Origin of the sequence: Microbacterium enclense (genome assembly GCF_001456955.1) — a bacterium.
GTDB lineage: Bacteria > Actinomycetota > Actinomycetes > Actinomycetales > Microbacteriaceae > Microbacterium > Microbacterium enclense.
This window is the reverse complement of record NZ_KQ758470.1, coordinates 443883-469517: the sequence shown is the minus strand read 5'-3', so window position 1 is coordinate 469517 and position 25635 is coordinate 443883. Positions and strand designations below refer to the sequence as shown.

The 25635-nt window shown below is 70.3% G+C and carries 31 protein-coding genes and 1 pseudogene; 15 read left to right on the top strand and 17 right to left on the bottom strand.

Going from position 1 to position 25635, the window contains the following annotated elements; all coding sequences use genetic code 11:
• Window positions 1–39 precede the first annotated feature (39 nt).
• The 5 genes from AS029_RS10140 to AS029_RS10120 form a co-directional block, all read right to left on the bottom strand.
• Window positions 40–948 (bottom strand): aggregation-promoting factor C-terminal-like domain-containing protein, encoded by a 909-nt coding sequence (locus AS029_RS10140; RefSeq protein WP_058232497.1) that lies wholly within the window; start codon window positions 946–948, stop codon window positions 40–42.
• Between the two features lie 377 nt (window positions 949–1325).
• The gene (gene pgi, locus AS029_RS10135; RefSeq protein WP_058232496.1) at window positions 1326–3005 is read right to left on the bottom strand and encodes a glucose-6-phosphate isomerase; all 1680 of its coding nucleotides are present in this window, start codon (window positions 3003–3005) and stop codon (window positions 1326–1328) included.
• Between the two features lie 54 nt (window positions 3006–3059).
• Window positions 3060–3749, bottom strand: a complete 690-nt coding sequence (locus AS029_RS10130) for an NUDIX hydrolase (RefSeq protein ID WP_058232451.1) — start codon at window positions 3747–3749, stop codon at window positions 3060–3062.
• 9 nt (window positions 3750–3758) lie between these two features.
• Window positions 3759–4016: a Sec-independent protein translocase subunit TatA/TatB gene (locus tag AS029_RS10125; protein ID WP_058232450.1), complete on the bottom strand. Its 258-nt coding sequence runs from the start codon at window positions 4014–4016 to the stop codon at window positions 3759–3761.
• Between the two features lie 18 nt (window positions 4017–4034).
• Window positions 4035–5027, bottom strand: a complete 993-nt coding sequence (locus AS029_RS10120; RefSeq protein WP_058232449.1) for an intradiol ring-cleavage dioxygenase — start codon at window positions 5025–5027, stop codon at window positions 4035–4037.
• A 180-nt stretch (window positions 5028–5207) separates the two neighbouring features.
• Here AS029_RS10120 and AS029_RS10115 point away from each other — a divergent pair, with 180 nt between their 5' ends.
• Window positions 5208–5519 (top strand): hypothetical protein, encoded by a 312-nt coding sequence (locus AS029_RS10115; RefSeq protein WP_082642249.1) that lies wholly within the window; start codon window positions 5208–5210, stop codon window positions 5517–5519.
• Window positions 5520–5545: 26 nt separating this feature from the next.
• Here AS029_RS10115 and AS029_RS10110 read toward each other — a convergent pair whose 3' ends face one another.
• The gene (locus AS029_RS10110; protein ID WP_058232447.1) at window positions 5546–6373 is read right to left on the bottom strand and encodes an SDR family NAD(P)-dependent oxidoreductase; all 828 of its coding nucleotides are present in this window, start codon (window positions 6371–6373) and stop codon (window positions 5546–5548) included.
• A 190-nt stretch (window positions 6374–6563) separates the two neighbouring features.
• Here AS029_RS10110 and msrB point away from each other — a divergent pair, with 190 nt between their 5' ends.
• Together msrB and msrA are read left to right on the top strand one after the other, a co-directional pair.
• Window positions 6564–7022: a peptide-methionine (R)-S-oxide reductase MsrB gene (gene msrB / locus AS029_RS10105; protein WP_058232446.1), complete on the top strand. Its 459-nt coding sequence runs from the start codon at window positions 6564–6566 to the stop codon at window positions 7020–7022.
• 38 nt (window positions 7023–7060) lie between these two features.
• Window positions 7061–7615 (top strand): peptide-methionine (S)-S-oxide reductase MsrA, encoded by a 555-nt coding sequence (msrA, locus tag AS029_RS10100; protein ID WP_058232445.1) that lies wholly within the window; start codon window positions 7061–7063, stop codon window positions 7613–7615.
• Window positions 7616–7656: 41 nt separating this feature from the next.
• Here the strand turns inward: msrA and AS029_RS10095 are convergent, their stop codons facing one another.
• A complete protein-coding gene (locus AS029_RS10095) occupies window positions 7657–8055 on the bottom strand; it encodes an arsenate reductase ArsC (protein ID WP_058232444.1) in 399 nt (132 codons plus the stop codon).
• 144 nt (window positions 8056–8199) lie between these two features.
• On the opposite strand from AS029_RS10095, the gene AS029_RS10090 reads away from it, so the two are divergent.
• Window positions 8200–9435 carry an NAD(P)/FAD-dependent oxidoreductase gene (locus AS029_RS10090; protein WP_058232443.1) on the top strand — a complete coding sequence of 412 codons (1236 nt, stop codon included), beginning with the start codon at window positions 8200–8202 and terminating at the stop codon, window positions 9433–9435.
• Window positions 9436–9736: 301 nt separating this feature from the next.
• Entirely contained in the window at window positions 9737–11260 is a 1524-nt protein-coding gene (locus tag AS029_RS10085) for an RCC1 domain-containing protein (RefSeq protein WP_058232442.1), read from the top strand.
• Window positions 11261–11461: 201 nt separating this feature from the next.
• Here the strand turns inward: AS029_RS10085 and AS029_RS10080 are convergent, their stop codons facing one another.
• The 3 genes from AS029_RS10080 to AS029_RS10070 all read right to left on the bottom strand — a co-directional run bounded on the left by AS029_RS10080 (window position 11462) and on the right by AS029_RS10070 (window position 13829).
• Window positions 11462–11965: a GNAT family N-acetyltransferase gene (locus tag AS029_RS10080; RefSeq protein ID WP_058232441.1), complete on the bottom strand. Its 504-nt coding sequence runs from the start codon at window positions 11963–11965 to the stop codon at window positions 11462–11464.
• A gap of 61 nt (window positions 11966–12026) precedes the next feature.
• Complete coding sequence (locus tag AS029_RS10075; RefSeq protein WP_058232440.1) at window positions 12027–12980, bottom strand: dipeptidase; 954 nt, start codon at window positions 12978–12980, stop codon at window positions 12027–12029.
• Window positions 12981–12983: 3 nt separating this feature from the next.
• Window positions 12984–13829 carry a sulfurtransferase gene (locus tag AS029_RS10070; RefSeq protein WP_082642248.1) on the bottom strand — a complete coding sequence of 282 codons (846 nt, stop codon included), beginning with the start codon at window positions 13827–13829 and terminating at the stop codon, window positions 12984–12986.
• Window positions 13830–13946: 117 nt separating this feature from the next.
• On the opposite strand from AS029_RS10070, the gene AS029_RS10065 reads away from it, so the two are divergent.
• Genes AS029_RS10065 through AS029_RS10055 form a run of 3 tightly spaced genes read left to right on the top strand, consistent with a single transcriptional unit; the run spans window position 13947 to window position 16253 of the window.
• A complete protein-coding gene (locus tag AS029_RS10065; RefSeq protein WP_074615907.1) occupies window positions 13947–14789 on the top strand; it encodes a glycosyltransferase family 2 protein in 843 nt (280 codons plus the stop codon).
• Window positions 14789–15622, top strand: coding sequence for an endonuclease/exonuclease/phosphatase family protein (locus AS029_RS10060; RefSeq protein ID WP_058232439.1), 834 nt, complete (start codon window positions 14789–14791; stop codon window positions 15620–15622). The genes AS029_RS10065 and AS029_RS10060 overlap by 1 nt, the downstream gene beginning before the upstream one ends.
• Before the next feature lie 43 nt (window positions 15623–15665).
• The gene (locus tag AS029_RS10055) at window positions 15666–16253 is read left to right on the top strand and encodes a DUF2238 domain-containing protein (protein ID WP_058232438.1); all 588 of its coding nucleotides are present in this window, start codon (window positions 15666–15668) and stop codon (window positions 16251–16253) included.
• A gap of 65 nt (window positions 16254–16318) precedes the next feature.
• Here the strand turns inward: AS029_RS10055 and AS029_RS10050 are convergent.
• Window positions 16319–17848: pseudogene (locus AS029_RS10050) on the bottom strand (catalase).
• Between the two features lie 179 nt (window positions 17849–18027).
• On the opposite strand from AS029_RS10050, the gene AS029_RS10045 reads away from it, so the two are divergent.
• Complete coding sequence (locus tag AS029_RS10045) at window positions 18028–18243, top strand: hypervirulence associated TUDOR domain-containing protein (RefSeq protein ID WP_058232437.1); 216 nt, start codon at window positions 18028–18030, stop codon at window positions 18241–18243.
• Window positions 18244–18536: 293 nt separating this feature from the next.
• Here AS029_RS10045 and AS029_RS10040 read toward each other — a convergent pair whose 3' ends face one another.
• Together AS029_RS10040 and AS029_RS16935 are read right to left on the bottom strand one after the other, a co-directional pair.
• Window positions 18537–19976, bottom strand: coding sequence for a cryptochrome/photolyase family protein (locus tag AS029_RS10040; protein ID WP_058232436.1), 1440 nt, complete (start codon window positions 19974–19976; stop codon window positions 18537–18539).
• The gene (locus AS029_RS16935) at window positions 19973–20128 is read right to left on the bottom strand and encodes a DUF2256 domain-containing protein (protein ID WP_074615906.1); all 156 of its coding nucleotides are present in this window, start codon (window positions 20126–20128) and stop codon (window positions 19973–19975) included. The genes AS029_RS10040 and AS029_RS16935 overlap by 4 nt, the downstream gene beginning before the upstream one ends.
• 112 nt (window positions 20129–20240) lie before the next feature.
• Between AS029_RS16935 and AS029_RS17985 the strand changes: the two genes are divergently transcribed.
• On the top strand, window positions 20241–20372 hold the full coding sequence (locus AS029_RS17985) for a hypothetical protein (RefSeq protein WP_267127752.1): 132 nt from the start codon (window positions 20241–20243) through the stop codon (window positions 20370–20372).
• A 170-nt stretch (window positions 20373–20542) separates the two neighbouring features.
• Here the strand turns inward: AS029_RS17985 and AS029_RS10035 are convergent, their stop codons facing one another.
• Window positions 20543–21034 carry a pyridoxamine 5'-phosphate oxidase family protein gene (locus tag AS029_RS10035; protein WP_058232435.1) on the bottom strand — a complete coding sequence of 164 codons (492 nt, stop codon included), beginning with the start codon at window positions 21032–21034 and terminating at the stop codon, window positions 20543–20545.
• An 87-nt stretch (window positions 21035–21121) separates the two neighbouring features.
• Complete coding sequence (locus AS029_RS10030; protein ID WP_058232434.1) at window positions 21122–21448, bottom strand: hypothetical protein; 327 nt, start codon at window positions 21446–21448, stop codon at window positions 21122–21124.
• 228 nt (window positions 21449–21676) lie between these two features.
• On the opposite strand from AS029_RS10030, the gene AS029_RS10025 reads away from it, so the two are divergent.
• The 3 genes from AS029_RS10025 to AS029_RS10015 all read left to right on the top strand — a co-directional run bounded on the left by AS029_RS10025 (window position 21677) and on the right by AS029_RS10015 (window position 23604).
• The gene (locus AS029_RS10025; RefSeq protein WP_058232433.1) at window positions 21677–21961 is read left to right on the top strand and encodes a hypothetical protein; all 285 of its coding nucleotides are present in this window, start codon (window positions 21677–21679) and stop codon (window positions 21959–21961) included.
• A 16-nt stretch (window positions 21962–21977) separates the two neighbouring features.
• A complete protein-coding gene (locus AS029_RS10020) occupies window positions 21978–22181 on the top strand; it encodes a cold-shock protein (RefSeq protein ID WP_013583139.1) in 204 nt (67 codons plus the stop codon).
• Between the two features lie 196 nt (window positions 22182–22377).
• A complete protein-coding gene (locus AS029_RS10015) occupies window positions 22378–23604 on the top strand; it encodes a fatty acid desaturase family protein (RefSeq protein ID WP_228375919.1) in 1227 nt (408 codons plus the stop codon).
• A 116-nt stretch (window positions 23605–23720) separates the two neighbouring features.
• Here the strand turns inward: AS029_RS10015 and AS029_RS10010 are convergent, their stop codons facing one another.
• A complete protein-coding gene (locus AS029_RS10010; protein WP_058232432.1) occupies window positions 23721–24224 on the bottom strand; it encodes a metallophosphoesterase family protein in 504 nt (167 codons plus the stop codon).
• A gap of 54 nt (window positions 24225–24278) precedes the next feature.
• Between AS029_RS10010 and AS029_RS10005 the strand changes: the two genes are divergently transcribed.
• Window positions 24279–24662, top strand: a complete 384-nt coding sequence (locus tag AS029_RS10005) for a DUF3054 domain-containing protein (RefSeq protein WP_058232431.1) — start codon at window positions 24279–24281, stop codon at window positions 24660–24662.
• Window positions 24663–24778: 116 nt separating this feature from the next.
• On the opposite strand, the gene AS029_RS10000 is transcribed toward AS029_RS10005, so the two are convergent.
• Complete coding sequence (locus AS029_RS10000; RefSeq protein WP_058232430.1) at window positions 24779–25291, bottom strand: glycine cleavage system transcriptional repressor; 513 nt, start codon at window positions 25289–25291, stop codon at window positions 24779–24781.
• A 59-nt stretch (window positions 25292–25350) separates the two neighbouring features.
• Here AS029_RS10000 and AS029_RS09995 point away from each other — a divergent pair, with 59 nt between their 5' ends.
• On the top strand, window positions 25351–25629 hold the full coding sequence (locus AS029_RS09995; RefSeq protein WP_058232429.1) for a DUF6412 domain-containing protein: 279 nt from the start codon (window positions 25351–25353) through the stop codon (window positions 25627–25629).
• The last annotated feature ends 6 nt before the right edge of the window (window positions 25630–25635 follow it).

Here is a 25635-nt window from a genome sequence, read left to right as displayed (position 1 = left end):
ATCGCTGACGAGCGCCGCGGGCGGTCGCGGAGGTAATTCTCAGTACCAGTTGACCGCCTGCGAGTGGCCCCACGCGCTGCACGGCGTGCCGTAGCCGCGGGAGATGTAATCGAGGCCCCAGGCGATCTGCGTCGCGGCGTTCGTCTGCCAGTCGTCTCCGAAGGTCGCCATCTTGCTACCCGGAAGGGCCTGCGGGATTCCGGTCGCCCCACCGTCGTTGTTGTAGGCCTGGTAGTTCCAGCCGGACTCCTTGGTCCACAGCGACGACAGGCACGAGAACTGGTCGCTCCCCCAGCCGTACTTCTCGCTCATGAGTTGCGCGGCGTAGGCCTTGGCCCCCTCGGGGGTGTTCACGCGGGCCAGAGCGGCGGCGGCATCCGCCCGGCGCTGCGCCTCCGCGGCTGCCGCGGCCTCGGCCTGGCGCTGCGCCTCGGCGGCGGCGTCGGCGGCCGCCTTGTCGGCTTTGGCCTGGTCGAGGCTCGACTGCACCTCGTCGACGCGGGCCGTCACGCGCTCCACCTCGCTCTGGGCGTTCTGGCTGAGGGCGGGCACCAGGAGCACGGGAAGCAGATCGGTGGACCCGAGACGGTCCACGGCGTCTTCGAGGGCCGCCGTGTCGATGGAGGAGTCGCCGATCGAGAGGGGAAGCCCGGTGGCCGCGACATCGGCCCGCACCGCGTCGGCGCGATCGAGCACCGAGCTGGCGTCGGTCTTGGCTTGCGCGGCGCCGGTGGTAACGGCATTCAATGTGGGAGCGCTCGAGACGGGCACGGCTGATCCGGGGGCCGAGAAGGACGAGGCCGAGGCGTCGGGCAGCGAGACGGGCGCGGCGACGGCGAGACCCGTTGTGGCGACGAGGCCCAGGGCGAGACCGGCGCAGGTGGCGGCGGTGACGAGGGTGCGACGGGCGCGATGGACGTGCAGGAGTTTCACATCAGAACGGAGCAAGAAGAGATCTTTCGTCAGGGCGCGCTCGTCGGGATCGAGCGCGGTCTCGTGTCGTTCGGGTCGACACAAGTCCCCGAGTGTGCGGGGCGGTTCTGAGCGTTATCTCTTCGTTACCTGGATGGCGCGTGTGAGCGACTTCTCGGGAACGGCATCGGGCGGGCGGGGCATCGGCGGTGGATCCGCCGGAGGGAGCGCGACGCGGATCGAGGCGTATATTGCAAGCCTGAACAGGCGAAAACCCGAACAGCGCGGCACCGCCGAACGACCGATCCATCGACCCCACCGCGCGGTCGCCCGACATGACGAACGGGCCGATCCGAAGAGGTGAAGAAATGTTCGGATCGACCCGTCCTCACGGCCTCAGCCGTGTCGCGGTGTCAGGAGCGGTGCGCCCGGTAGTAGTCGAGCAGCGACCGCGTCGACGCGTCCTGCGCGGCAAGCGCGTCGTCGTCGCCCTCGATCGCCGGGGCGATCTGCAGCGCGAGCTGCTTGCCGAGCTCGACACCCCACTGGTCGAAGGAGTTGATGCCCCAGATCGTCCCCTGCGTGAACGTGACGTGCTCGTACAGGGCGATGAGCTGGCCCAGCACCGACGGGGTGAGCGACGGCGCGAAGATCGACGTGGTCGGACGGTTGCCGGGGAAGGTACGGGCCGCGACGAGCGCGCCGGTGGTGCCCTCGGCCTCGACCTCCTCGGCGGTCTTGCCGAACGCGAGCGCCTTGGTCTGCGCGAGGAAGTTCGCCAGGAACAGCCCGTGCACGTCGCGCCCGTCGTCGGCCAGCGGGTAGGCCGGGTTGACGAAGGCGATGAAGTCGGCCGGGATGAGGCGCGTGCCCTGGTGGATGAGCTGGTAGAAGGCGTGCTGGCCGTTCGTGCCGGGCTCGCCCCAGAACACTTCGCCGGTGTCGGTGGTGACCGGCGTGCCGTCCCAGCGCACGGACTTGCCGTTGGACTCCATGGTCAACTGCTGCAGGTAGGCCGCGAAGCGGTGCAGCTGCTGCGCGTACGGCAGCACCGCATGGGACTGCGCGCCCAGGAAGTTCGTGTACCAGACGTTGAGCAGCCCCATGAGGACGGGCACGTTCTGCTCGACGGGAGTGGATGCCACGTGCTCGTCGACCGTGTGGAAGCCGGCGAGCAGGTCGCGGAACGCCTCCGGGCCGAGCGTGATTGCCAGCGACAGGCCGATGGCGGAGTCGACGGAGTACCGGCCGCCCACCCAGTCCCAGAAGCCGAAGGCGTTGGTCGGGTCGATGCCGAACGCCTCGACCTTGTCGAGTGCGGTGGACACCGCGACGAAGTGGTGCGCGACGGCGTCGGTGCGCGCGGCATCCGTGTCGTCGATCGCGCCCGCTGCTCCGAGCTTCTCCCACAGCCAGTCGCGGGCCAGGCGCGCGTTGGTGAGGGTCTCGAGGGTGGTGAACGTCTTGGACGCGACGATGAAGAGCGTGGTCTCGGGATCGAGGTCGGCGGTCTTCTGGGCGATGTCGGCCGGGTCGATGTTCGAGACGAAACGCGCGTGGATGCCGGCGTCGGCGTAGGGAAGGAGCGCTTCGTAGACCATGACCGGCCCGAGGTCGCTGCCGCCGATGCCGATGTTGACGACCGTGGTCACCTTCTTACCCGTGACACCGCGCCACTCGCCCGATCGCACGCGCTCGGCGAAGGCGCTGAGGCGGTCGAGCACCTCGTGCACGTCGCTGTCGACCTGCTGGCCGTCGACCACGAGCGCGGGCTCTGCGCCCGCGGGGCGCCGAAGGGCCGTGTGCAGCACGGCACGGTCTTCGCTGGTGTTGAGGTGCGCCCCGCCGAGCATGTCGGCGAAGCGCTCGGCCACGCCCGTCTCGGCGGCGAGCGCGACGAGGGCGTCGAGCACCTCGGCGGTCACGAGGTTCTTCGACAGGTCGACGTGGAGGTCGCCGACGGTGCGCGTCAGGTTGCGCGTGCGGTCGGCGTCGGCGGCGAACCAGCCGCGCAGGTCGGGCTCGAATCCGTCGCGGAGCGCCGTGAGGCGCGACCAGGCGGAGGTGGTGGTGGGATCGATGGGCGCAGTCACGAGTCCCACGCTAGCGATCCGGGAGGCGGCTCGCGCAACGGATGACGACACGCGTCAATCCGGGGGCGGCGGCAGGGTGATCTCGCGCCTGTGGTCCCACGGCTCGGTCCAGCCGAGTCGATCGAAGAGCGCGTCGAGGATCATCGCGGTGAAGCCCCAGAGCGTCTGCGCACCGCCCGTCGTATCGAGCGAGAAGGCGGGTCCGCGCCACTCACGTCCGTCGCGCCGGATGACCGTCACGCCGCGCCTGGCGGGGTCGAGCAGGTCGGCGACAGCAACCCGGAACACGTCGGCCGATTCGGCGGCGTCGACCGCACGGACGGCCGAGGGCGCGGTCCACCACCCGATGACCGGAGTGACCTCGTGCCGGGAGAACGCCAGCGGCACGGGATCGAGCGTGCCCAACACGTCGACACCGTCGGGATCGAGACCCGTCTCTTCATATGCCTCGCGCAGCGCCGCGGCCACGGCATCCGCGTCTGCGGCATCCACCCGCCCACCGGGGAACGCGACCTGACCCGGGTGCGCGCGCAGGGTGTGCGCGCGAGCGAGCAGTAGGACATCGAGGTCGCTCGGCACGTGCGCGGCGGTACGCCGGCTCGGGATGCCATCGAGCACACCGAACAGGATCAGAACCGCGGCGGAGCGCGCCTCACCCTCGACCGGCGCGGCGCGCAGCGACGGGAAGAGGTCGGCACCGCGGTGCTCCACCAGCGCCTGAAGCTGGTCGAGGGGGCCGGGCATGCCTCGAGGCTACCCGGGCTCAGCGGGAGCCGCTGCAGGCGAAACCGTCGCCGTCGCCGTCGAGCTCTCCCCCGTGGGGACGGACCGGCGCGTGTCATCGACGAGCGCCGTCGCGTCTTCGGCGCGGGCGTCGCCTGCTTCGCTCCGGAGGATGCGGACCGACTGTCCGAGGCTTCGCGCCAGGGCGGGGAGCTTGGCGGCCCCGAAGACGAGGATGACGACGGCCAGCACGAGGAGGGCGTGCCAGCCGGTGAGGTTCTGCAGCATGAGAGGAGTCCCTCCCGGTCAGCCGCGTCGGCCGGGCGCGGCGCCCGCGGTCGGGGTGGTGGCGGTGTCGACGCGGACGCCGAGCGAGACGGTCCAACCGGCGGCGTTGTCGCCGGACGTGGTGGCGAGCTCGAGCGCTCCCCCGTCGTCGCCGAAGACGTTGTCGCTGTCGAGCGAGACGCGGGAGAGATTGGATGCCGACGAGGGGTACACCGGATCGGCGTACACGATCTCGCACGCGGCCTGCGGCAGCGCGACCTGCGAGGTCGCGATCGCGTTGGACGCGTCGGTGATGGCATCCACGTTCGGATACACCTCGAAGTGGATGTGGGGCCAGCGACCGTCGTAGCAGCCCGGGAAGATCGACGTGAAAGACACCACGCCGTCGGCGCCGACGACCTGCACACCTCGCAGGTACGTCTCGTTCTCGATGCCCGAGGAGTACATCGAGTAGCGTCCCTGGACGTCGCAGTGCCAGACGTACACGGCGGCTCCGGCGAAGGGCACGTCACCGTTCGCCGTGTCGTAGACCGTGAGGTTCAGAGTCATGGGCACACCCGCGGCCGTCGCACCACCGTCGAGGCTCGAGCGGAGGTCGCTGCGGACGATGCCGGACCGCTCGAGCACGTCGGCGCCGTTGGAGCCGTCGCCCGGGTAGGGACCGGCGGTCTCGTCGGGGATCTCGCCGGCGGGCAGGGCGGCGGCGGCGGTCGTCGCCGAAGCGGCGGGGGTGGCGGATGCGGTCGCACTCGGGCTCGGGCTCGGGCTCGCGGACGGTGTTGCGGTGGGCGTCGCCGTCGCTGTCGTTCCGGTCGCAGCCGGGGTGCAGGCGGCCAGGGTGACCGCTCCGGCGCTGAGGGTGAGCAGGCCCAGGATGCCGCGGCGCGAGACGAGGGTGCGGATATCGAACGGGGCGCCCTGATCGACGACCGGCTCGTCGGCCCGATCGAGCAACCGTCCCTCGTAGGCGGGACCGTCGGGGGTCATCTGGGTTTCGGGAATCCTGCTCATGGTCGTCTCCGGTGGTCGGGGTGATCTCGATGGCACGAGTGTGCGGGAGGCACCCTGCCCGCGGCCTGGCCGATCCTGTGCGCGAGCTATGCGTCGTGGTCCACGATCCGCCACGGCAGTTTCGTCTGCGCGGTCCGCGCGCTCGAACCCCGTGTGAGGATGAGGAAAGGGAGGAACGCCATGACAGGACAGCTGCACGCGGTCACCCTCGTGGTGAACATGCCGATCACGAAGATCGACGCCCTCGACGCGATCGCCTTCGCCGCCGACGGCGGAGTCGAGGATGCCGGCACCGCCCGCCCGCGGGTGTGGCTCGCTCCGCACGCCTGGGCCGAGGTGGAGATCCCCAAGTTCGCCGACCCGCCGCCGTTCGCGATCGACGTCTACTCCGACGTCTCGGGCGAGGTCGCCTGGGCGCAGGCGCGACGGTTGCACGCCGCGCTCGAGCGTTTCGGATGGAAGGTGAGCCCGCCGCGGGCGGGCGCGCGCTGAAAGACGCGGCACCCTCTTCGCCGACGTCAGCCGTCGAGGCCGGAGAGCAGCGCGCTGCGCTCCCACAGCTGACGCGCGACGACCGGGTCGTCGGCGAGCCGGTTCGTCTTCGCGGGCTTGTTGTTCGCGTAGAAGCCGCCCGGCTGCCAGTCGACGCCGGGCTTGCCGAGGGCGAGCCAGGTGAGGCGTGCACCGCCCACCGAGGTGGAGGTCATGAGGCGCTGCGCGAGCGGCCCGCTGTACATCCACTTCCACGGTCCGTTCGACGTCGATCCGAAGCTCGACGCGATCACACCCGGGTGGAAGGCGACGGCCGACAGACCCCGGTCGCCGAACCGGCGGTGGAGTTCCTTGGTGAACAGGACGTTGGCGAGCTTCGCGTTGCCGTAGGCCGCGGTCGAGGAGTAGCGGCGCTCGCCCTGCAGGTCGTCGATGTCGAAACGAGGGAAGAGCTTCGCTGCGGCGCTCGAGGTCTGGATCACCGAGGCGTTCGATTCGATGAGCCGCTCGAGCAGCAGGTTGGTGAGCAGGTAGGGGGCGAGGTGGTTCACCTGGAACGTCAGCTCGTAGCCGTCGTCGGTGACCGTGCGCTCCCCGAAGATCCCGCCGGCGTTGTTGGCGAGCACGTCGATGCGCGGATACTTCTCCAACAGGGATGCCGCGAGCCCCCGCACCTGCGCCAGATCGCTGAAATCCGCGACGAACGACTCCACCCCGAGGGCGCGCGCGACGCGCGCGGTCTTCTCCGGGTTGCGGCCGACGACGACCACCTCCTCGCCGAGCTGGGCGAGCTGCTTCGCCGACGCGGCACCGATGCCGTCGCTGGCGCCGGTGATGACGATGGTGCGGGTCATGGCATCCTCCAGGGGTCGAAGACGCCACGCTAGTAGCGGCCCCTTCGCGACGGCCGGGGCTTGCCCTCGGCATCCGGGGTCGACCGCGAACTCACAGCGCGCTCCCAGCCCCGAGGGACCAAAAGCGGCGGCAGAAGCGTTCTCTTGAAGGACGCCCGCCACAGGTCGTCATGACGAGAGGATACGAACCGTGAGCACGGAGTACCGGAAGACGTCGGAGGCACTCAGCCGCCTCACCGACCGCCAGTTCGCCGTCACGCAGGACGACGCGACCGAACCGCCGTTCCGCAACGAGTACTGGGACAACCACGAGGACGGCATCTACGTCGATGTCGTGTCGGGACAGCCGCTGTTCTCCTCGACCGACAAATTCGAGAGCGGCTCGGGCTGGCCGAGCTTCACCAAGCCGATCGACGACGCCGCGGTCGTGGAGAAGACCGACCGGACGCTCTGGATGACGCGCACGGAGGTGCGTTCCGCCGGCGCCGACAGCCACCTCGGGCACGTCTTCGACGACGGCCCCCGCCAGGCCGGTGGGCTGAGATACTGCATGAACTCGGCCGCACTGCGTTTCGTGCCCGTCAGCGAGCTGGAGGCACAGGGCTACGGCGCGTACCTGAGCCTCTTCCGCGAGACGCGCGCCTCATGAACCTCTTCCCTTTCCGCGACCGCAAAAGGAGCAACAGCATGACCAGCGGACCCACCGACACCGGCGAGATCACCCGTCGCCCCGGCACCGAGACCGCCGTCCTCGCGGGCGGATGCTTCTGGGGCGTCGAGGACCTCATCCGCCGTCAGCCCGGCGTGCTCGACACGCGCGTCGGCTACACCGGCGGTCAGAACGATCACGCGACCTACCGCAATCACCCCGGTCACGCGGAGGCCGTCGAGATCGTCTTCGACCCGACGCAGACGTCGTACCGCGACATCCTGGCGTTCTTCTTCCAGATCCACGACCCGTCGACCCTGAACCGTCAGGGCAACGACATCGGCACGAGCTACCGCTCCGCGATCTTCCCGCTCTCCCCCGAGCAGGAGAAGGTGGCCCGCGACACCATCGCCGACGTCGACGCGTCGGGCATCTGGCCCGCCAAGGCGGTGACGACGATCGAGCCCGAGGCTGCGTTCTGGGAGGCCGAGCCCGAGCACCAGGACTACCTCGTGCGCATTCCGAACGGCTACACGTGCCACTTCGTGCGCCCCGGCTGGGTGCTGCCCAAGCGCGAGGAAGCGTCGGCGTAAGTCGTTTCCGGGGCCCGGATGCCACGGCATCCGGCCCTTCGTCATGCCAACAGGTCGTCGAGCAGGCGTGTGACGCGACCCTTGATGTCGTCGCGGATCGGGCGCACTTCATCGAGCCCCTTGCCCGCCGGGTCGGTGAGCTCCCAGTCCTCGTACCTCTTGCCGGGGAAGATGGGGCACGCATCGCCGCAGCCCATCGTGATGACGGCGTCGGACGCCTTCACGTCGTCGGTGAGCAGCAGCTGCGGCACCTCGGCGCTGATGTCGATGCCCTCCTCGGCCATCGCGGCCACCGCCATCGGGTTGAGCGCCGCGCCGGGGGCGCTGCCGCCCGAGAGCACCGTGACGCGGTCGCCGCCGAGCGCCCGGGCGTAGCCGGCGGCCATCTGCGAGCGTCCGGCGTTGTGGACGCAGACGAAGAGGATCGTGACGGATGCCATGGGAACATCCTGACTCCGCGAGGTAAACGTCCGGTGACGCAGGATCCGTCGAACCATCGGTGCACGCGGGGCCGACTCGGCGGTCGCGGACACGGGACGCGCAAGCCCCGGGGATCACGGGGCGGTGGTGCCTAGGCTCGCGGGATGAGCGGATACGACGTCATCGTTGTCGGCGCGGGGCTGGCGGGGCTTCGCTGCGCGACGCGGCTCGCCGAGGCCGGCCGTGACGTCGTCGTCCTCGAGGCGGACGACACCGTGGGTGGGCGCGAGCGCACCGACGTCGTCGACGGGTTCCGCCTCGATCGGGGTTTCCACGTGCTGAACCCCGCGTATCCGGCCGTTCAGCGGTGGGTCGACATCGACGCGCTCGCGCTGCGACGCTTCCCGGTGGCCGTCGGTGTGCGGCTCGACGACCGACTCGTGCGACTCGCGCACCCTCTGCGGCATCCGCTGTCGGTCCCCGAGACGCTGCGGAGCGGGCTCGTGCGGCCCGCGGATCTCCCTGCGCTCGCCCGATGGGCGGCGCCCACGGTCCTTTCCGCGCGTGCTGCGAAGGTCGGCCCCGACCGCGCGCTGGACGAGACGTGGGATCGCGCCGGCGTACGGGGACCGCTGCGGGAGGCGGTGCTCGAGCCGTTCCTCGCGGGCGTGCTCGCCGACGATCGACAGCAGACCTCCGACGCCTTCGTCCGCCTCCTCGTCCGCAGCTTCGCGCTCGGGCGACCGGGCGTCCCGGCCGCCGGCATCGGGGCGCTTCCCGCACAGCTCGCCGACACCGCCCGTCGGGCCGGGGTCGGGATCCGTCTCGGGCACCGCGTGGTCTCGACACGCGACCGCGCCCGCGGCTGGCACGTGGGCATCGAGGGCCGGGATGCCATGACCGCCCGGGCCGTGGTCATCGCGACGGGCCTCGACCCCTCGCTCGATGTGCCGCTCCCCCGTCCCCGCGGTCTGCAGACGTGGTGGTTCGCCGCCCCTGCGGCGCCTTCGCGCGACGCGGCGCTCCGCGTCGACGGGCGCCGGCAGGGGCCGATCGTCAACACCGCCGTCATGACGAACACCGCGCCCACCTACGCTCCTCGCGGGCAGCACCTCATCCAGGCGACGTGCGTGATGCCGTCGGAGGCATCGGAGGACGGCATCCGGCACCAGCTCGCCGACATCTGGGATGCCGACACCCGTCCGTGGCGCCTGCTGCGATGCGACGACGTCGCCGGCGCCCTCCCCGCACAGAATGCGCCGCTGCGGTTGCGGCGCTCGGTGCGGCTCGGCGACGGACGCTACGTCGCCGGCGATCACCGCGACACCGCGTCGATCCAGGGCGCGCTGGTGTCGGGGCAGCGGGCGGCGGAGGCGGTGCTGGCGGACCTCGCGCGGTGAAGGGCTGTCGAAAGACTGCCTCGTCGTCTTCCGGGTCGCAGGCGGACTCCCCTCGTCGGCACGGTGCTCCCGCCCGTCACCAGCACGCTTGCATGCCACCGGAGTGAACAGCCCGGGTGATGCACCGGGTGAGATGAAGGCAGGGGTCCCCTATCGCGGTGATCAGAAGGCCCGCCGGTGCGCACCGAACACCGTTTCACCTCGCGCCGAGTGGCCCGCGGTCGCATGACCGCGACGTGGGGTGAGGGCATGGTTCACTCGAGCATTTCTCTGTGCCGTCCCGCGACCCGAAGGACCACACATGGACACTCGCACCGCCCAGGCAGGCCCCACCCGACGCACCGTCCTGGCCACCACCGCCTTCGCCGTCCCCGCCATCGCCATGACGGCCACCAGCCCCGCCTTCGCCAGCACCGGCGCGCAGACCCTGACCGTGTCGACACCGAACATGCAAGCACCCGCCGCCGGAAACACCCCCGTCACCATCACCGTCACCGACAACAACGGCCAACCCGCCCCCAGCGGAGCCGTCTCCCTGATCGGGCCCAGCGGGGTGAGCTTCTCCCCCGCCACCCCCACCATCAGCAACGGCACCGCCGCCTCGACGATGACCACCACAGACAACTGGGCCACCCCCGGCAGCACCCTCACCATCACCGCCGCCACCAGCGGCGGCAACACCTCGGCAGGCCTCACCGTCCTCGGCGCCAATGCCCTCGCCGGCGGACCGAACGGAATCGGCACCGGCTCGGGAACCCCGACTGGCAACGGCGGGGCCGGGACCGGGTCCACTAGCCGCGCGATTTCTCCGCCTGAGCAATTGCTGATGTCATTCCCCTCGCCCATCGTTTCGCTGGCCCAGGGCAGCGGCTCGGGTGTGAGCGCCTTCACTCTGGCCCTTCTGCAAGACGGCACCGTCTGGGGCGTGGGCACGAACAGCTATGGGCAACTCGGCGACGGCACAACAACCAGCCGCACCACCTGGGCCAAGGTTCCGGGGCTCACGGGTGTTGTCGAGATCTGCGCGGGGGGCCAGACCGCCATGGCCCGACTGAGCAACGGTGGAATTCGCTCTTGGGGATTGAATAACTTCGGCCAACTCGGTAATGGCACGACTGCGAGCAGCTCCACCCCCGTCACCGTGCAGAACATCACCAACGCCACCCAGATCGTTGCCGGCGCCGCCAATGGTTGGGCGCTGCTCTCCACCGGCGAAGTGCGCTCGTGGGGCTACGGCGCCTACGGAGGAAACGGCAACGGCGGCAACAAGAGTCAAAGCCTGCCCGTCGCCGTACCGGGCATCAACACCGCTATCCGGATCTCGTGCGCCGACTACACGCCGTACGTCCTCTTGCAGAGTGGTCAAATACAGACCTGGGGTTTGGGCTCTAGCGGCGAGCGAGGCGACGGCCAAAGCGGCAGTACGACCGGTCCAGCAAGCCCCATCACCGTCTCTGGCATCAGCAACGCCGTGCAAGTATGCGGCTACAGCGGTGGCGCTATCGCCCGCCTCTCCACCGGCGAACTGCGCGCGTGGGGTAAAGGCGGCACCGGAATGCTCGGAAACGGCTCCACCTCCGACAGCAGCACACCCGTCGCCGTGTCGGGCATCACGAACGCCACCAAGATCGCTACGACCCTGTCGAGCGCGTTCGCCCAACTCTCCTCCGGGGGCTTTGTCGCGTGGGGACGCAACGGGTCCCGGGAATTCAACGACGGGACAACGACGAACCGCACGGCACCGAGCGCCTGGACTCCACCCAGCCCCACCGGCGGCCTCCCCTGCCCCGGTTCCGGCAACGCCACCATCTTCACCCTCAAGTAAGCGAACATCGGGATACCCGGATTGCACAGCCGGGGCCGGCCGTCACTCATCGAGCGCGCGGCCGGCTCCGTTCCTGTCGGCCCATTCCCCCATCACCGGCGGGGCGCTCATCGCCATCGCCGGCAGGGCGCGCAACGGTCGCCCACGCCACACCGATGAAAAGCAGCGAGCGCCGAACTCGGCGCCGGCGCGCAAGGGGTCTCAGACGCCGCGCGCCGCCAGCGCCGCCAATGCCTCCCCGGTCACCCGCCGCGTCGTCCATTCCTCCATCGCCTCGGCGCCCAGGGCGCGGTAGAAGCCGATCGCGGGCTCGTTCCAGTCGAGCACCGTCCACTCCAGGCGCGAGTACCCGCGGTCGACGCACTCAGCGGCGAGCGCGGCCAGCAGAGCGACGCCGTACCCGTTCGAGCGGTACTGCTCGTGCACGTAGAGGTCTTCGAGCCAGATGCCGTGGCGACCGGTCCAGGTCGAGTAGGTGAGGAACCAGATCGCGATGGCGCGGATCTCGGCGTCCGGGCCCTCCACGACGAATGCGAACGCGCGGGGGTCGTCGCCGAACAGTGTCTCGGCGATCATGTCGGCGGTGTTGTCGACGGCATCCGGTTCGCGCTCGTAGTCGGCGAGGGCCTGGATGCAGGCGAGGATGCCGGTCTCATCCCCCGCGCGGGCGGGACGCAGGACGGCGCCGTCGGTGAAAGTCGTCATGCGTCGAGGCTACCGAGAGAGGCCTGCCACAGCTCAGCGCCTCCGGCGTGGCATCCGGCGCTCAGACGAGGGGATGCCAGCTCTCGGCCGCGACGCGACGGAAGTTCCCGCCGACGACCGCCGCGATCTCGCCGTCACGCCAGCCCCGGGCGGCGAGGGCCGCACCGATGCCGATGAAGGTCTCGGGTGGCATCCACTCGACCGGTCCCCACGCGGTGTAGCTCGCGTCGTACAGCTCGGGGCTCGTCGCCAAGACGTCGCGGAACGTCTGCCAGTCGAACGAGAAGTCGGTGCTGACGCCGACGTGGTCGATGCCGACGAGGTCGACGGCGTACTCGATGTGCCGCACCATGGCCTCGAGCGTCGGGGTGTTCGGGCCGAGGAAGATGCCGACGCCGGTGACGCCGACCACTCCCCCCGTGTCGGCGACGGCGCGGGCCTGGTCGTCGGTGATGTTGCGCGGGTGGTCCCACACCGCGCGCAGGTTCGAGTGGCTGAACACGACCGGGCGGGTCGACGCGGCGCACATGTCGACCGTCGTGCGCGCGCCCACGTGCGAGCCGTCGGGCACCATGCCCACGCGGTTCACCTCGCGGATGAGCGAGCGGCCCCACGCGGTGAGGCCTCCGTCGGTCGTGTCGAGGCACCCCGAACCCGCGCGGTTGGCGTAGTTGTACGTCGGAGCCAGCGTGCGCACGCCCTGGGCGACGAGGGTGGACACGGCATCCAGGTCCCCGCCCAGAGGCGCGCAGTCCTCGAGGTCGAACACCACCGCGGTGTCTCCGGCGGCCGCGATGCGATCGACGTCGTCGACGGATGCGGCGAGCGCGAGGCCGTCGATCGCGCGCACCTGCGACCGGAACGCGCGGAGGAGGGATGCCGTGACGTCGGGCCCGTGGGGCGCGTACCCGACGTTGAGCGAGACGAGGCCGCCCCCGGCCGCTCGGTAGCGGTCGAGCTCGGCGAGATCCGCCGTCTCGACGAGCTCGACGCAGGCATGCTGGTCCCAGAGCACGGCTCAAGCGGATCCGGCGTCTGAGGCTGCTCCGACGACCGAGGCGTCCGGATCGCCGGAGTCGTGCATCGGCGCAGTGCCCGCGCCGAGCGCCGACGCCGCACCCGTGACGCCGGGTGCCCGCGCCGGCGCGAGCCCGGCATCAAGGGCCTCGCGCTCGTCGAAGACGAAGCAGTCGCCATCCCAGTGGGCACCGCCCTGAGCGTCGAACCACCCCAGGATGCCGCCGTCGAGCTGATACGCATCGACGCCCTGCGCACGCAGGTACAGCGCCGCCTTCTCGCAGCGGATGCCGCCCGTGCAGAAGCTCACCACGGTCTTGCCGGCGAGCTCGTCGCGGTAGGAGACCGCGGCATCCGGGAACTGGGTGAACCGCTCGATGCGCCAGTCCTTCGCGCCGGCGAAGGTGCCGTAGTCGACCTCGAACGCGTTGCGGGTGTCGACGAGCACGACCTCCCGGCCGTCGTCGTCGGCGCCGCGGTCGAGCCAGCGGCGGAGGGTGTCGGGGCTGACCGCCGGTGCCCGTCCGTCTTGCGGGCGCACCTCGGGGCGGTCCATGCGGATGATCTCGCGCTTCACCTTCACCAGCAGCCTGCCGAAGGGCACGGCATCCGACCAGCTCTCTTTCGTCTGCAGCGCCGCGAAACGCGGATCGGTGCGCAGGTCGGCGATGAAGCCGCGCACGGCATCGGCGGGACCGGCGAGGAACACGTTGATGCCCTCTTCGGCGAGCAGGATCGTGCCGCGGAGGCCGGCGGCGCCCGCCCGGTCACGCAGAGACGCGCGCAGCACCGCGGGGTCGTCGATGCGCGTGAACAGGTACGCCGAGACGTTGAGGACGGAGGCCATGGCATCCACCCTACGAAAGGGCGTCTGCGCGCGTGTCATCGCCGCCCGCAGGCGTCAAGCCGGGAAACGCGGGCGGCGCATCGCCTAGCGTGAGAGGACTCGTCCCCGGGAGGAAGCGTGCCCCAAGGCCCCGCGTCGTCGTCCGCGACCGTCTCGGTCGTGATCCCCGTCCGCGACGACGGCGCGCACCTGCGTGCGTGCCTTCGCGCGCTCGCCGCACAGACCGTCGCCGCCGACGAGATCGTCGTCGTCGACAACGCCTCGACCGACGACAGCGCCGACATCGCCCGCACCGCCGGGGCGCGCGTGGTGTTCTGCGGCGAGCGCGGCATCCCGGCCGCCGCGGCCACCGGCTACGACGCCGCCGTCGGCGACGTCGTCCTGCGTCTCGACGCCGACAGCCTCCCGGCGCCGACGTGGATCGCCAGCCTCGTCGACGCGCTCGCCGACCCGGACGTGGATGCCGCCACCGGCGGCGCCGTGTTCCACGACGGTCCGGCGTCGCGGCGTGTGCTGATGGCTCGCGCCTTCCTCGGGCTGTACACGGCGTGCGCGTTCCCCGCACTGGGGCACACGCCGCTGTGGGGATCGAACATGGCCTTCCGACGGCGGGCGTGGCTCGCCGTGCGCGACGAGGTGCACCTCGATCCCGAACTGCACGACGACCTCGACCTGGCGTACCACCTGGGCGTCTCGCATCGCATCCGGTACGTCCGGGGCGATCACATGCGCGTGTCGTCGCGGACCGTCGAACCGCGACGGTTCGCGATCTGCTTCCGCCGTGGAGCGGGTACGGTCTTCGCGCACTGGCCGGCGGACTTTCCGCCCGTGCGGTGGGCGCGGGTGGCGCGCACCCGCTTCGCAGGCGGGCGGACCGCGAGCCACCGGGTGGCGGGCGGCGGCGCGTCGCCGCGACGGGGTGGCGCGGAGCACGCGAGCCGCAGCGGGGTGGCGCACTGATGGCCGGCATCCTGTTCCCGAACGTCGAGGCACCCGATCTGCACGTGATGAGCTTCAACATCCGCCGCCGCTTCGAGAGGATCACCTGGCCGCCGGCCGACCGGTGGCCGATGCGCAAACAGCGACTGCGCACCTTCCTCGGCGCCAACCGCCCGCATCTGCTGGGGGCGCAGGAGGCGATGCCCGACCAGGCCCAGTGGGTGCAGGACTCCCTGGGCTCGCCGTACGGGCGTATCGGCCTCGGACGCGGCAAGGACCGCGGGGGCGAGGGCACACCTGTGTTCTACGACCGCGATCGCATCGAGGTGGAGGACTGGGACCAGGTCATGCTCTCCGACACCCCGCACGCTCCCGGGTCGACCGGGTGGGGCAACACGATCCCGCGGGTGGCGGTGATCGCGAAACTCCGCGATCGGGCGACGGGCGCACGGTTCACATTCGTCAACACGCACTTCGACGCGTTCTCGCACCGCGCGCGCCGCCGTTCGGCGACGTGGCTGCACGACCTCGTCGCCGGCGAGGGGGGACCGCTGCTGTTCACGGCCGACGTCAACGCTCACGTGCGCTCGCGCGAACTCGCCGGAATGTTCGCCGACGGACTGCTCGTCGATACGTGGGCGTACGCGCCCGCGCGGCGCACGGCCGAATGGGGCACGTACAACAACTACCGTCGTCCCAAGCTCGGTGCGCGTCGGATCGATGCGCTGCTGGCGACCCCCGACGTCGGCGTGCGCGCCGTGGGGATCGACCCCCGGCCGACCGGCACCCAGTGGCCGAGCGACCACCTGCCCGTGCAGGCCGTGGTGCGCATCCCGGGCGGGGGTGCGCCGTGACCCTCCGGCCGGCTCGCTCGTATCCCCTGATGGGCGGATGCCGATGATCCGGGCCCTCTACGCCAACCTCAAGCGTCCCCCGCGGAGCGCGACCGACTGGCTCGCCGACGCGGTGCGCGCGATCGCGATCGTGCTCGTCGTGCTTTCGCTGTTCACCCTGCCCTTCACCGACTTCGCCGTGCTGTCGATGTCGTTGCCCGCCGTGATGCTCTCTCGCATGATCGGCCTGCGCTCGGGCCTGGATCTCGTGACCTGCGTGACGGTGTTCGTCGCGGCGGGAAGCAACGTGCTGGAGCTCTACCGTGCGTGGACGGGGTGGGATCTCGTCGTGCACCTCGTCTGCACCGGCGTGCTCGCAGCCGTGGCGCTGGTGCTGCTCGACGACGCCGGGGTCGTGGCCCCGACCGGCCGCCGACGCACGCCGATCGTCGTCGCAATGATCGCGGGCCTGGCGCTGAGCGCCGTGTGGGAGATGATCGAGTGGTTCGGGTACCGCTTCATCACGGATGCCATCTTCGTCACGTACGACGACACGATCGGCGACATGATGGCCGGCGGGCTGGGCGCGCTGATCGTCGGTGTCGTCGCATCCCGTTGGCGCCTGACGCGGGACGATCGCGCACCGCTGTAAGAGCGGACTCCGTCGCACCCTCGGGGACGGCCGGCGGCACCGGATGGCGCCGCCGGCCGTGCCGCTCAGATCTTGCCCGCGACGTCCGTCCCGACGAGGTCGCCGTCGGGGTTCGGCTCGCTGAGCTGCTCGCCGGGGGCCGTCGACCCCTCGAGCGGCGGGAGCCCCGCCTCGACGCGGGAACCGATCTCGGCATCCACGTTCTTCCAGTACTGCACGGCCCGGTCGCGGACATCGGCACGCGTCACGCCGCCGACGTGTCCCGTGATCGTCTCGACCAGACGGTCGCGCTCCTCGGCCGACATGACCTCGCGCACGAGAGCGCCCGCCTGACCCCAGTCGTCGTCTTCGGGGTGCAGGGTCGCGGCGCTGCGCACGAGCTCGCCGTCGCTCTGCCACCCACCGTCGCCGGCGCGACGCGGGTCGGCCGCCGGGCCGCCCACCGAGTTCGGCGCGTACACCGGCACCTCGGGCGGGTTGTACTCGTAGCGCATCGCGCCCTCTTTCGAGTACGAGTGCACCTCGGTGTGCGGGCGGTTCACCGGCAGCTGCTGGTAGTTCGTGCCCACGCGGTAGCGGTGCGCGTCGGCGTAGCTGAAGATGCGCGCCTGCAGCATCTTGTCGGGGCTGCCGTCGATGCCGGGCACGAAGTTCGACGGCTCGAAGGCGGCCTGCTCGATCTCGGCGAAGTAGTTGCCCGGGTTGCGGTTGAGCTCCATCGTGCCGACCTCGATCTCGGGGTAGTCGCTGTGCGGCCACACCTTCGTCAGGTCGAACGGGTTGAAGCGGTAGGTCTTGGCATCGTCGTAGGGCATGATCTGCACCTTGAGCGTCCACGTCGGGAACTCACCCCGCTCGATCGCCGCGTACAGGTCGCGGATGTGGAAGTCGGCATCCTGTCCCGCGATCTGGTCGGCCTCGTCTTGCATGAGCGTCTTGTGGCCGAGGTCGGTGTGGAAGTGGTATTTGACCCAGAAGCGCTCGCCCTCGGCGTTGATCCACTGGTACGTGTGCGAGCCGTACCCGTTCATGTGGCGCCACGACGCGGGGATGCCACGGTCACCCATGAGCCAGGTGACCTGGTGGGCGCTCTCGGGTGACAGCGTCCAGAAGTCCCACTGCATCGTGTTGTCGCGCAGGTGGCTGCCGGGCAGGCGCTTCTGCGAACGGATGAAGTCGGGGAACTTGATGCCGTCTTTCACGAAGAAGACCGGGGTGTTGTTGCCGACGAGGTCGTAGTTGCCCTCGGTGGTGTAGAACTTCAGCGAGAAGCCGCGGGGGTCGCGCCACGTGTCGGGACTCCCCTGCTCGCCGGCGACCGACGAGAATCGCGCGAGCATCTCGGTCTCGACGCCCGGCTGGAACAGCGCCGCCCGCGTCTACGCCGACACGTCGCCCGTGGTGCGGAACGTGCCGAACGCTCCGCCGCCCTTGGCGTGCACGACCCGCTCGGGGACGCGCTCGCGGTTGAACTGCGCGAGCTTCTCGATGAGGTAGTGGTCGGTCAGAGCGATCGAGCCGTCGGCTCCGACGCTCTGCGAGTGCTCGTCGCTGGCGACGGGCGCTCCGTTGTTGGCGGTGGTCGGCTCGGTCATGGCTCTCCTCACGTCGTGGGCCGCGAAACGAAAGGCCCACCTCGACGCTACGCAGGGGGTCCGACATCGCGGAGGTATTGCGGTTCCCGCGCGAACCACGTAGGGGGCGGGCCGTCAATCCCCCGATCGGCGCCGGTCGATCTCGACAGCATGGCGGGACCAACGAGAGGAACGAGAGCATGTCGAAGGATCTGTCGAAGGGCGACCGCGTGAGCTGGGACACCCCGCAGGGCAAGACCCAGGGCGAGGTCGTGGAGAAGAAGACGAAGGACTTCCAGCACGACGGCCAGAAGTTCACGGCATCCGAAGACGACCCGGCCTACATCGTGAAGTCGGAGAAGTCGGGCTCGAAGGCCGCCCACAAGGGTTCGGCGCTCAACAAGCTGAAGAGCTGAGAACGCGGTCCCCGCCGTGCCGGGCTCCGGAGAACCACCGGATTCGAGCCGGACCGCGCCGGCCCGACCGGCTCGGAGCGTAGATCCTCCGGAGCGCGGCACGTCGCCCGACCACCGCTGATCTCCACAGACCCCGCGCGCGCTTCGACAGGCCCAGCGACCGCCCACGCGAAGGTCCCTGAGCCTGTCGAAGGGACCGGGGCTTCGAAAGCTCAGCCGCCGCTCTTACGCGAAGGTCTCTGAGCCTGTCGAAGGAACCGGGGCTTCGACAAGCTCAGCCACCTCGCCGGTCGCTATCCCTTCGCGTCGCGGCGCTTGCGCATCTGCGCCAGCGCCAGCCCGAGCCGGTGGTTGCCGGCCAGCACGTCCTCGTGCCGCTCCAGGAACTCCCAGTACGCGTCGGTGAACACCGAGTCCTTGGCATCCTGAGCCGAGGGCCACCACGAACCCATCTTCTGCAGATACGCGCCTCCCGACACGTAGGGCTTGGTCGCGACGAAGCCGCCGTCGGCGAACTGACTCATGCCCATGACGTTGGGCACCATCACCCAGTCGTAGGCGTCGACGAACAGCGCCAGGAACCACGCGTTCACCTGCCGCGGCGCATACCCCTGCAGCAGGAACCAATTGCCCAGCACCATGAGCCGCTCGATGTGATGCGCGTAGCCCCAGCGGTGCACCCGCTCGAGCACGGTGCGCACGGGGATCGGCAGGTCGCTCGGCATCCGCTCCCCCGAGTACCAGTACTTCTGGACCCTCTTCTCGAGGTGCAGCGCGTTGACGTGCTCGAGCTTCGGGTGCGCCCGATACATGCCGCGCATGTACTCGCGCCATCCGATCACCTGACGGACGAACCCCTCCACGGATGCCAGGGGCGCATCGGTGCGCGTGGCGGCGGCGACCACCTCCTCGACGGTGAGCAGCCCAGTGTTGAGCATCGGCGAGATGATCGCGTGGAAAAGGAACGGCTCGTCGGCCTTCATCGCGTCTTCGTACCGCCCGAAGTCGTGCAGGCGTTCGGCGACGAAGACGTCGAGCCAGTCGCGGGCGTCCTCGGGCGTCACCGGCAGCCAGAACTCCTCGGCCTTCCCCGGGTGGTCGGGGAACAGCCGGTCGACCTCGGCGATGACCGCGCGGGTGATGTCGTCGGGCTCGAGCTGCGGCACGGGCGGGATCTCGACCCCCTTCTTCGGCAGCGCCTTGCGGTTGTCGGCGTCGAAGTTCCAGCGGCGGCCGGCGGGCTTTCCCCCGTCCATCAGGATGCCGGTGCGCCGGCGCTGCCAGTGGTAGAAGTCCTCCATGAGCGGCGTCGGGTGATCCGCGAACCAGCCGTCGACCTCTTCTTCGGGGGTGAGGAACAACCCGTCCGAGAGCACGTCGGTGTCGACGTCGTGCGCGGCGCAGATCGCCGCGATCCGCTCGTCGACGGGGCGGTTGGGGTCGCTCATCCACTGCAGCTCGGTGACGCGGTGCGTCTTCAGCAGGCTTTCCAGGCCGGCTTTGAAGGTGAGGTCGTCATCGAGCGCGATCCGCCGCACCGTCTTCCCCTCGGCCTCGAGCCGCGCCGCCGTATGCCGCATGGCCGAGGTGAGCAGCACGATCTTGTGCTGGTGGTACGGGAGCTTTCGCCATCGCGGGGCCGACTCGATGAAGAAGAACTCCTCGACGTCGTCGTCGGTGTAGGCGGGGTGCTCGGCGAACTGCTGCGTCGCGAGGATCAGCGCGGCCTTCATGCGCTCCTCCGGGCAGCGGCCGCCTTCGCGCGGCACCCGCGCGAGCAGTACAGCACCTGGTCCCACTGGTCGCGTCCGCTCCAGCGCTTGCGGTCGGTGAACGGGCGTCCGCAATAGGCGCAGGGCTTGGAACGCACCTCAGGTCGTGACATGACGTCATCGTCGCAAGCCGCATGTCACCGCGACGGGGGCTTGCGCTGGCACAGGCATCGAGTGTGCGCAAGGCCCGCGCGGGCCGCACCCGACCCGTGGTCGGCTGGAGGCATGGATTCCACACCGGACAACGCCCCCGACACCGCCGATGAGCCGGACGAGCTGGAAACAGCCGACGCTCCCACCGTTCCCGCCACCACCGACGACGACGGCACTCCCGTCGACAACCCCTCCGGCGGCTGACGCCTCCGCGGCGACGCGGACGAACCGTCTGCACGAAGGCGGGTGAAGCATTCGCGGTGACGCGAGTGCCGCATCCGCGAACGCCTGCGGGGTGTCCGTCGTGGCGCGGCTGCAGCGTCCGTGTTCGACGCCGGATGCGGTAGCCCCTCGCGCGGGGCCACCACGGCCGGTCAGCCGGGCAGGTCGAACTTCTCGTTCTCGCCGCCCTGAGGACGCTCCCCCGTCACCTTCGAGGTCACCAGTGCGATCGCCGTCGCCAAGCGGCCACCCGCACTCTCCCAGTACTCGCCGCTCAGCGCGTTGACGCGCAGCAGAGTGACTCCCGGCGACTCGGGGCCGTCGGGGAACCAGGCTTCGACGGTCGTCGACCACAGGTCTTTGAGTTTCGCCAGGTCGTCGACGATCTCGGCCTCGCCCGCGAGCGAGAGCCACGTGCTGTCGGAGCTGAACGACAGGCCGACCTTGGCATCGCGCAGCACGTGCTCGACCGCCGACGCGTGCGTGCCCACGATGAACCACAGGTCGCCGTCGCTCTCGGTCTCTTGCACGGTGAGCGGGTGCGCGTGCAGCGCGCCGTCCTCGGCGCGGGTGGTGACCATCGCGAAGCGGAACTTCTTCAGCAGCTCGTTCAGTTTCTCGAGCTCGGATGCGGTGGATGACATGGCGTTCCTCTCGTCGGAGACTTCAGCCCACCGCGTCGAGCGCGCCCGCCGCTACGTGTTGACGTCGTCGGCCTCGTCTGCTCTCGTTCACCCCGGTGGGGCCAGGCGGTCGAGCTCGTGCAGAGCCGCCCGGGCGCGGGCCACGCGCGCGGGCACCTCGTCGTCCCACCACCGCGGCCCGCGCTCGCCGAGGCCGGCCTTGGCCAGCCCCACCCGGTGCCGGACGCTCGCGAGCGCCGCATCGTCGCCCTCTCGCTTGGCCGTGCGGACCGCCGAGCGCGCGCGCCCCAGGTGCGAGCGCAGTCGATCGGCCAGGTCGTCGGGGAGGGCCGGATCGGTGCGCCGCCAGCGCCTTCCGTCGATGACGAGCCAGCGTTCGTCGTCGACGTGCTCGTTCGGATCCCCGGATGCCATACCCCCAGTGCAGACCACGATGCGGCCGGGCGAAACTCCCCGCCGCTGTCCAGACATCCGTGCTACCGTGAGGGCATTCGTTCTGGGACTTGCTTCATCGACGCCCGCCTCATCGTAGAGATGCCGGGCGCACGGCGCCGAGCCGTTTCCGACAGCAAACCCACCTTCATCAATCGCGTGCCCCGCTCGACGGCTTCGGTCCTCGCGTCGCACTCGCGGAAAGTACCTGTGTCTCTGCTTCACCCCTCGCCACTGTCGTGGCGTCAGGCCGATCTCGACGTCTTCGTCGCGACGGCCGGATCCGACTATGCCGGTTTCGTCGGCGCGGCCACCTCGGGCTTCGAAGCCCAGGGTCCGCTCGGCGAGAACCTCGGCATCCACACGTCCGTCGACGCGGCCCAGGCCGCGGTCGACGGGCATCGCGTACGCGGTACCGACTCGGTCTCGCGGCGTCCCCGTCCGCTCCGCACGCGCCGGAGCGGCGCCCACGGCCGCGTCTGCGGCCCAACATGAATAAAGGAAGAACACGATGGCCACTGGCACCGTGAAATGGTTCAACTCCGAAAAGGGCTACGGCTTCATCGCTCCCGATGACGGCTCCGCCGACCTGTTCGCGCACTTCAGCGCGATCCAGGGCAACGGCTTCAAGGAGCTGACGGAAGCGCAGAAGGTCGAATTCGACGCCGAGCAGGGCCCCAAGGGCATGCAGGCGGCGAACATCCGCCCCCTCTAAGCTCCGCTGAAACCCGGAAGCCGGGCTCGTCGCGATCGCGTCGGGCCCGGCTTCCGGCGTTCTCGGGGCGATGGGTGCCGCACCCCTCCTCCCTCGCGATGCTCCCGAGTGAGAGCCCGCGCGAGCGACGCTCAACGCCGCGGAAGCGATACGGACGGCGTCGCCGCGGTTACCGTTTGCCGTGAGGCTCCTGCACATGTGGATGTATGCCGGGGACCCCATACACCGGCACGTAGGGTGGGCCACAGCCCGGGTAGTCGCCCCGGCTCCTGACTACGGTCACCCCCGACCCGAGGAGCAGTCCATCGCCTCCACCATCGTCGAGTCCCGTCTCGGCCCCGTTCGACAGACCTACTCCGGCACCAAAGAGTTCCCCCCGATCACCAAGGCCTACACAGAGTTGTCGCAGGTCGTCCGTGAGAGCGGACTCCTGGTGCGCACCCCCGGCTTCTACGCCCTCGTCGGCGTGGCCGTGACGCTCGGCTTCGCCGGCTGCGTGACCGGCTTCATCCTGCTCGGCGACAGCTGGTTCCAGCTCTTCGTCGCCGCCGCCCTCGGCATCCTGTTCACCCAGGTCGCCTTCCTCGCGCACGAGGCCGCTCACCGCCAGATCTTCGCCTCCGGCCCCGCGAACGACCGTCTCGGCCTGCTCATCGGCAACGGCGTCGTCGGTATGAGCCGCTCCTGGTGGGCCTCCAAGCACACGCGTCACCACGCCAACCCCAACCGCGTGGGCAAAGACCCCGACATCGAGATCGACACCATCTCGTTCCTCGACGTCGATGCCGCCAAGGCCCGCGGCATCCAGCGTTGGATCACCCAGCGCCAGGGATACCTGTTCTTCCCGCTGCTGACACTCGAGGGCATCAACCTGTACGTGCTCGCGCTGCGGCACCTGTTCTCGCGCGAGCCCATCAAGGGCCGCTGGGGTGAGCTGGGCCTGCTGGCCCTGCGTCACGCGATCTTCATCGCCCCGATCTTCATCTTCCTTCCCGTGGGTCTCGCGTTCGCGTTCTTCGGCGTCTCCGTCGCCGTGTTCGGCGTATACATGGGTGCGTCGTTCGCCCCCAACCACAAGGGCATGCCCGTGATCGAAGAGGGCGCGAAGCTCGACTTCTTCAGCAAGCAGGTGCGCACCTCGCGCAACATCGGCGGCGGCTGGTGGGCCACCTGGCTCATGGGCGGCCTGAACTATCAGATCGAGCACCACCTGTTCCCCAACATGCCGCGTCCGCACCTGAGCCGTGCCCGTGTGATCGTGCGCGAGCACTGCCAGACCCTCGACGTGCCCTACGTCGAGACGACGCTGTTCCGCTCCTACGGCATCGTCATCCAGTACCTCAACCGCGTGGGACTCGCGGCGCGTGACCCGTTCGACTGCCCGCTGACCGGCGCATCGCGTCACCTCGCGGTCGAGAAGTAACGAGCGATTCGTCTCGACGGCGTCACCCCTCACGGGGTGGCGCCGTCGTCGTATGCGGATGCCGCGGCCTGGGGCGTCCCCTCTCGCGAGGCGGCGCGACCCCATCGGCGGTGACGTCAGTCCCGCGACACCTCGTGCGCCACGACATCGTGCACGCCCCCGCCGTCGAGGGTCGCCGTCATCACCGTGCACGCGGGCTGGCGTCGTCGATCCGTGGGCGAACCGGGGTTCAGCAGTCGCAGACCCGCCGGGGTCACCGAATCCCACGGGATGTGGCTGTGGCCGAAGACCAGCAGGTCGGTCTCGGGGAAGGCGGCATCCATCCGCTTCTCCCGCCCGGTCGCCGCGCCCGTCTCGTGCACGACCGCGACGCGCACCCCGTCGATGTCGGCCCGCGCCACCTCGGGGAGCCGGGCGCGCAGGTCGTCGCCGTCGTTGTTGCCCCAGACGCCGAGCACCGGCCCGAGCGCGCTCAGGTCGTCGAGGACGGTGGCCTCGACCCAGTCGCCGGCGTGAATGATCAGGTCGACTCCGGATGCCATGCGGCGAACGTCCGCGGGGAGTGCACGGGCCCGCTTCGGCACGTGCGTGTCGGCGAGGAGCAGCAGACGCGTGGGCATGGGTCCACGCTACCCACGAGCGGGCACGGGGGATCCGGCGGCGAGAATGGAGGGGTGACCTCCGCGCGCCGCTCCCCCGCCCTCGCCCTCGTGCTCGACGCCGTGCTCGTCGTCGTGTTCGCCGCCATCGGTCGCGCGACCCATGACGGCGATGTGCTCGGCCCCTTCGGTTCGGGTCTGGCGACCACGGCGTGGCCGTTCGTCGCGGCCCTCCTCGTGGGCTGGCTCGTCACGCGGGCGTGGCGCCGCCCGACGGCCGTGGTGCGGACGGGGCTTCCCGTGTGGGCGATCACGGTCGCGCTCGGCATGGTCCTCCGAGCCCTGAGCGGCCAGGGCGTCGCGGTGGCGTTCATCATCGTGGCGACCCTCACCCTCGCACTGCTGCTGCTCGGGTGGCGGGGTGTCGCACGACTCGCGGGGCGTCGGCGCACGGTCTGACCTCGCAGCGTCGTGGGACGGCGCGCGCAGCTCCAGCAGCCCTGAGCCGGCGCGACGGTGGTCGGTCACGAGTCGGCCCGTGATTCGACGCACCGCGCCCGGTCGGGGTGCCGGGTTCAGTCCGCGAACATGACGTCGACCTGGATCTCGGCGGCGATGCGCTCCAGATCGGCGACGAGGTCGTCGACCTCGACGTCGGGACCGACGACGACGGTGATCGAGGCCTCGAACAGGCGTCCGCCGGCCATCGCGGCATCCGTCGTCTGCGTCGACATGCGCTCGATGCTCACGCCGCGGGCACTCAGGGCGCTGGAGACGTCGTGCACGATGCCCGGGCGGTCGTTGCCGACGACATCGAGGGTGACGCTGTGGGGCGCGGATGCCGTTCCCTCGGGCGCCCCCGTGTGCACCGTGACGGCGAGGGTCGCGGACAGTCCCTCGAGCGCGGCACGCAGGGCATCGGCGCGTTCGGCCGCGACCGAGACCTCGACGATCCCCGCGAAGGCCCCGGCGAGCTCGGCCAGTTCACTGTTCTCCCAGTTGCCACCGTGGGTCTGGACGATCTCGGCGACCGCCGACACCAGGCCGGCACGATCGTCTCCGACGACGGTGAGCACGAGGGTGGTCATGGCCCCAGCGTAGCGAGCGGCCCTGCTACCGTGGGGTTCTCGAGGCAGGGGGTGAGTACGTGATCGCATCACTCATCGGCATGCTCAACCTGCTGCTGGCCGCGACCGAGCTCGCTCTCACTCCCGGTGGAGGTGCGCCGCTGCTCGCGATGGCACTGGCCGCGGCGGTGGTCGCCGCGACCGTCGTCGTCCTCACCCTCGTGCCCGCTCTCGGCGCCGGCATCGCGCCGCCGTCGCCGCGGCCCATCGACCCGTCGGCCCCGCTCGCCCAGAGCGACCCCGATGCGTCCGGCCACCCACGCCCGCGCGCTCCGGGTCTGTCGATCCGCGTCGCCTGACCGTAC

Bases quoted from the DNA above. Each gene is read 5' to 3' on its own strand.
- AS029_RS10130 (WP_058232451.1), bottom strand. From the start codon at position 3,749: ATGCCCGGCCCCCTCGACCAGCTTCAGGCGCTGGTGGAGCACCGCGGT.
- AS029_RS10125 (WP_058232450.1), bottom strand. From the start codon at position 4,016: ATGCTGCAGAACCTCACCGGCTGGCACGCCCTCCTCGTGCTGGCCGTC.
- AS029_RS10120 (WP_058232449.1), bottom strand. From the start codon at position 5,027: ATGAGCAGGATTCCCGAAACCCAGATGACCCCCGACGGTCCCGCCTAC.
- AS029_RS10115 (WP_082642249.1), top strand. From the start codon at position 5,208: ATGACAGGACAGCTGCACGCGGTCACCCTCGTGGTGAACATGCCGATC.
- AS029_RS10110 (WP_058232447.1), bottom strand. From the start codon at position 6,373: ATGACCCGCACCATCGTCATCACCGGCGCCAGCGACGGCATCGGTGCC.
- msrA (WP_058232445.1), top strand. From the start codon at position 7,061: ATGACCAGCGGACCCACCGACACCGGCGAGATCACCCGTCGCCCCGGC.
- AS029_RS10095 (WP_058232444.1), bottom strand. From the start codon at position 8,055: ATGGCATCCGTCACGATCCTCTTCGTCTGCGTCCACAACGCCGGACGC.
- AS029_RS10090 (WP_058232443.1), top strand. From the start codon at position 8,200: ATGAGCGGATACGACGTCATCGTTGTCGGCGCGGGGCTGGCGGGGCTT.
- AS029_RS10085 (WP_058232442.1), top strand. From the start codon at position 9,737: ATGGACACTCGCACCGCCCAGGCAGGCCCCACCCGACGCACCGTCCTG.
- AS029_RS10080 (WP_058232441.1), bottom strand. From the start codon at position 11,965: ATGACGACTTTCACCGACGGCGCCGTCCTGCGTCCCGCCCGCGCGGGG.
- AS029_RS10070 (WP_082642248.1), bottom strand. From the start codon at position 13,829: ATGGCCTCCGTCCTCAACGTCTCGGCGTACCTGTTCACGCGCATCGAC.
- AS029_RS10060 (WP_058232439.1), top strand. From the start codon at position 14,789: ATGGCCGGCATCCTGTTCCCGAACGTCGAGGCACCCGATCTGCACGTG.
- AS029_RS10055 (WP_058232438.1), top strand. From the start codon at position 15,666: ATGATCCGGGCCCTCTACGCCAACCTCAAGCGTCCCCCGCGGAGCGCG.
- AS029_RS10045 (WP_058232437.1), top strand. From the start codon at position 18,028: ATGTCGAAGGATCTGTCGAAGGGCGACCGCGTGAGCTGGGACACCCCG.
- AS029_RS10040 (WP_058232436.1), bottom strand. From the start codon at position 19,976: ATGAAGGCCGCGCTGATCCTCGCGACGCAGCAGTTCGCCGAGCACCCC.
- AS029_RS16935 (WP_074615906.1), bottom strand. From the start codon at position 20,128: ATGTCACGACCTGAGGTGCGTTCCAAGCCCTGCGCCTATTGCGGACGC.
- AS029_RS17985 (WP_267127752.1), top strand. From the start codon at position 20,241: ATGGATTCCACACCGGACAACGCCCCCGACACCGCCGATGAGCCGGAC.
- AS029_RS10035 (WP_058232435.1), bottom strand. From the start codon at position 21,034: ATGTCATCCACCGCATCCGAGCTCGAGAAACTGAACGAGCTGCTGAAG.
- AS029_RS10030 (WP_058232434.1), bottom strand. From the start codon at position 21,448: ATGGCATCCGGGGATCCGAACGAGCACGTCGACGACGAACGCTGGCTC.
- AS029_RS10020 (WP_013583139.1), top strand. From the start codon at position 21,978: ATGGCCACTGGCACCGTGAAATGGTTCAACTCCGAAAAGGGCTACGGC.
- AS029_RS10015 (WP_228375919.1), top strand. From the start codon at position 22,378: ATGTGGATGTATGCCGGGGACCCCATACACCGGCACGTAGGGTGGGCC.
- AS029_RS10010 (WP_058232432.1), bottom strand. From the start codon at position 24,224: ATGCCCACGCGTCTGCTGCTCCTCGCCGACACGCACGTGCCGAAGCGG.
- AS029_RS10000 (WP_058232430.1), bottom strand. From the start codon at position 25,291: ATGACCACCCTCGTGCTCACCGTCGTCGGAGACGATCGTGCCGGCCTG.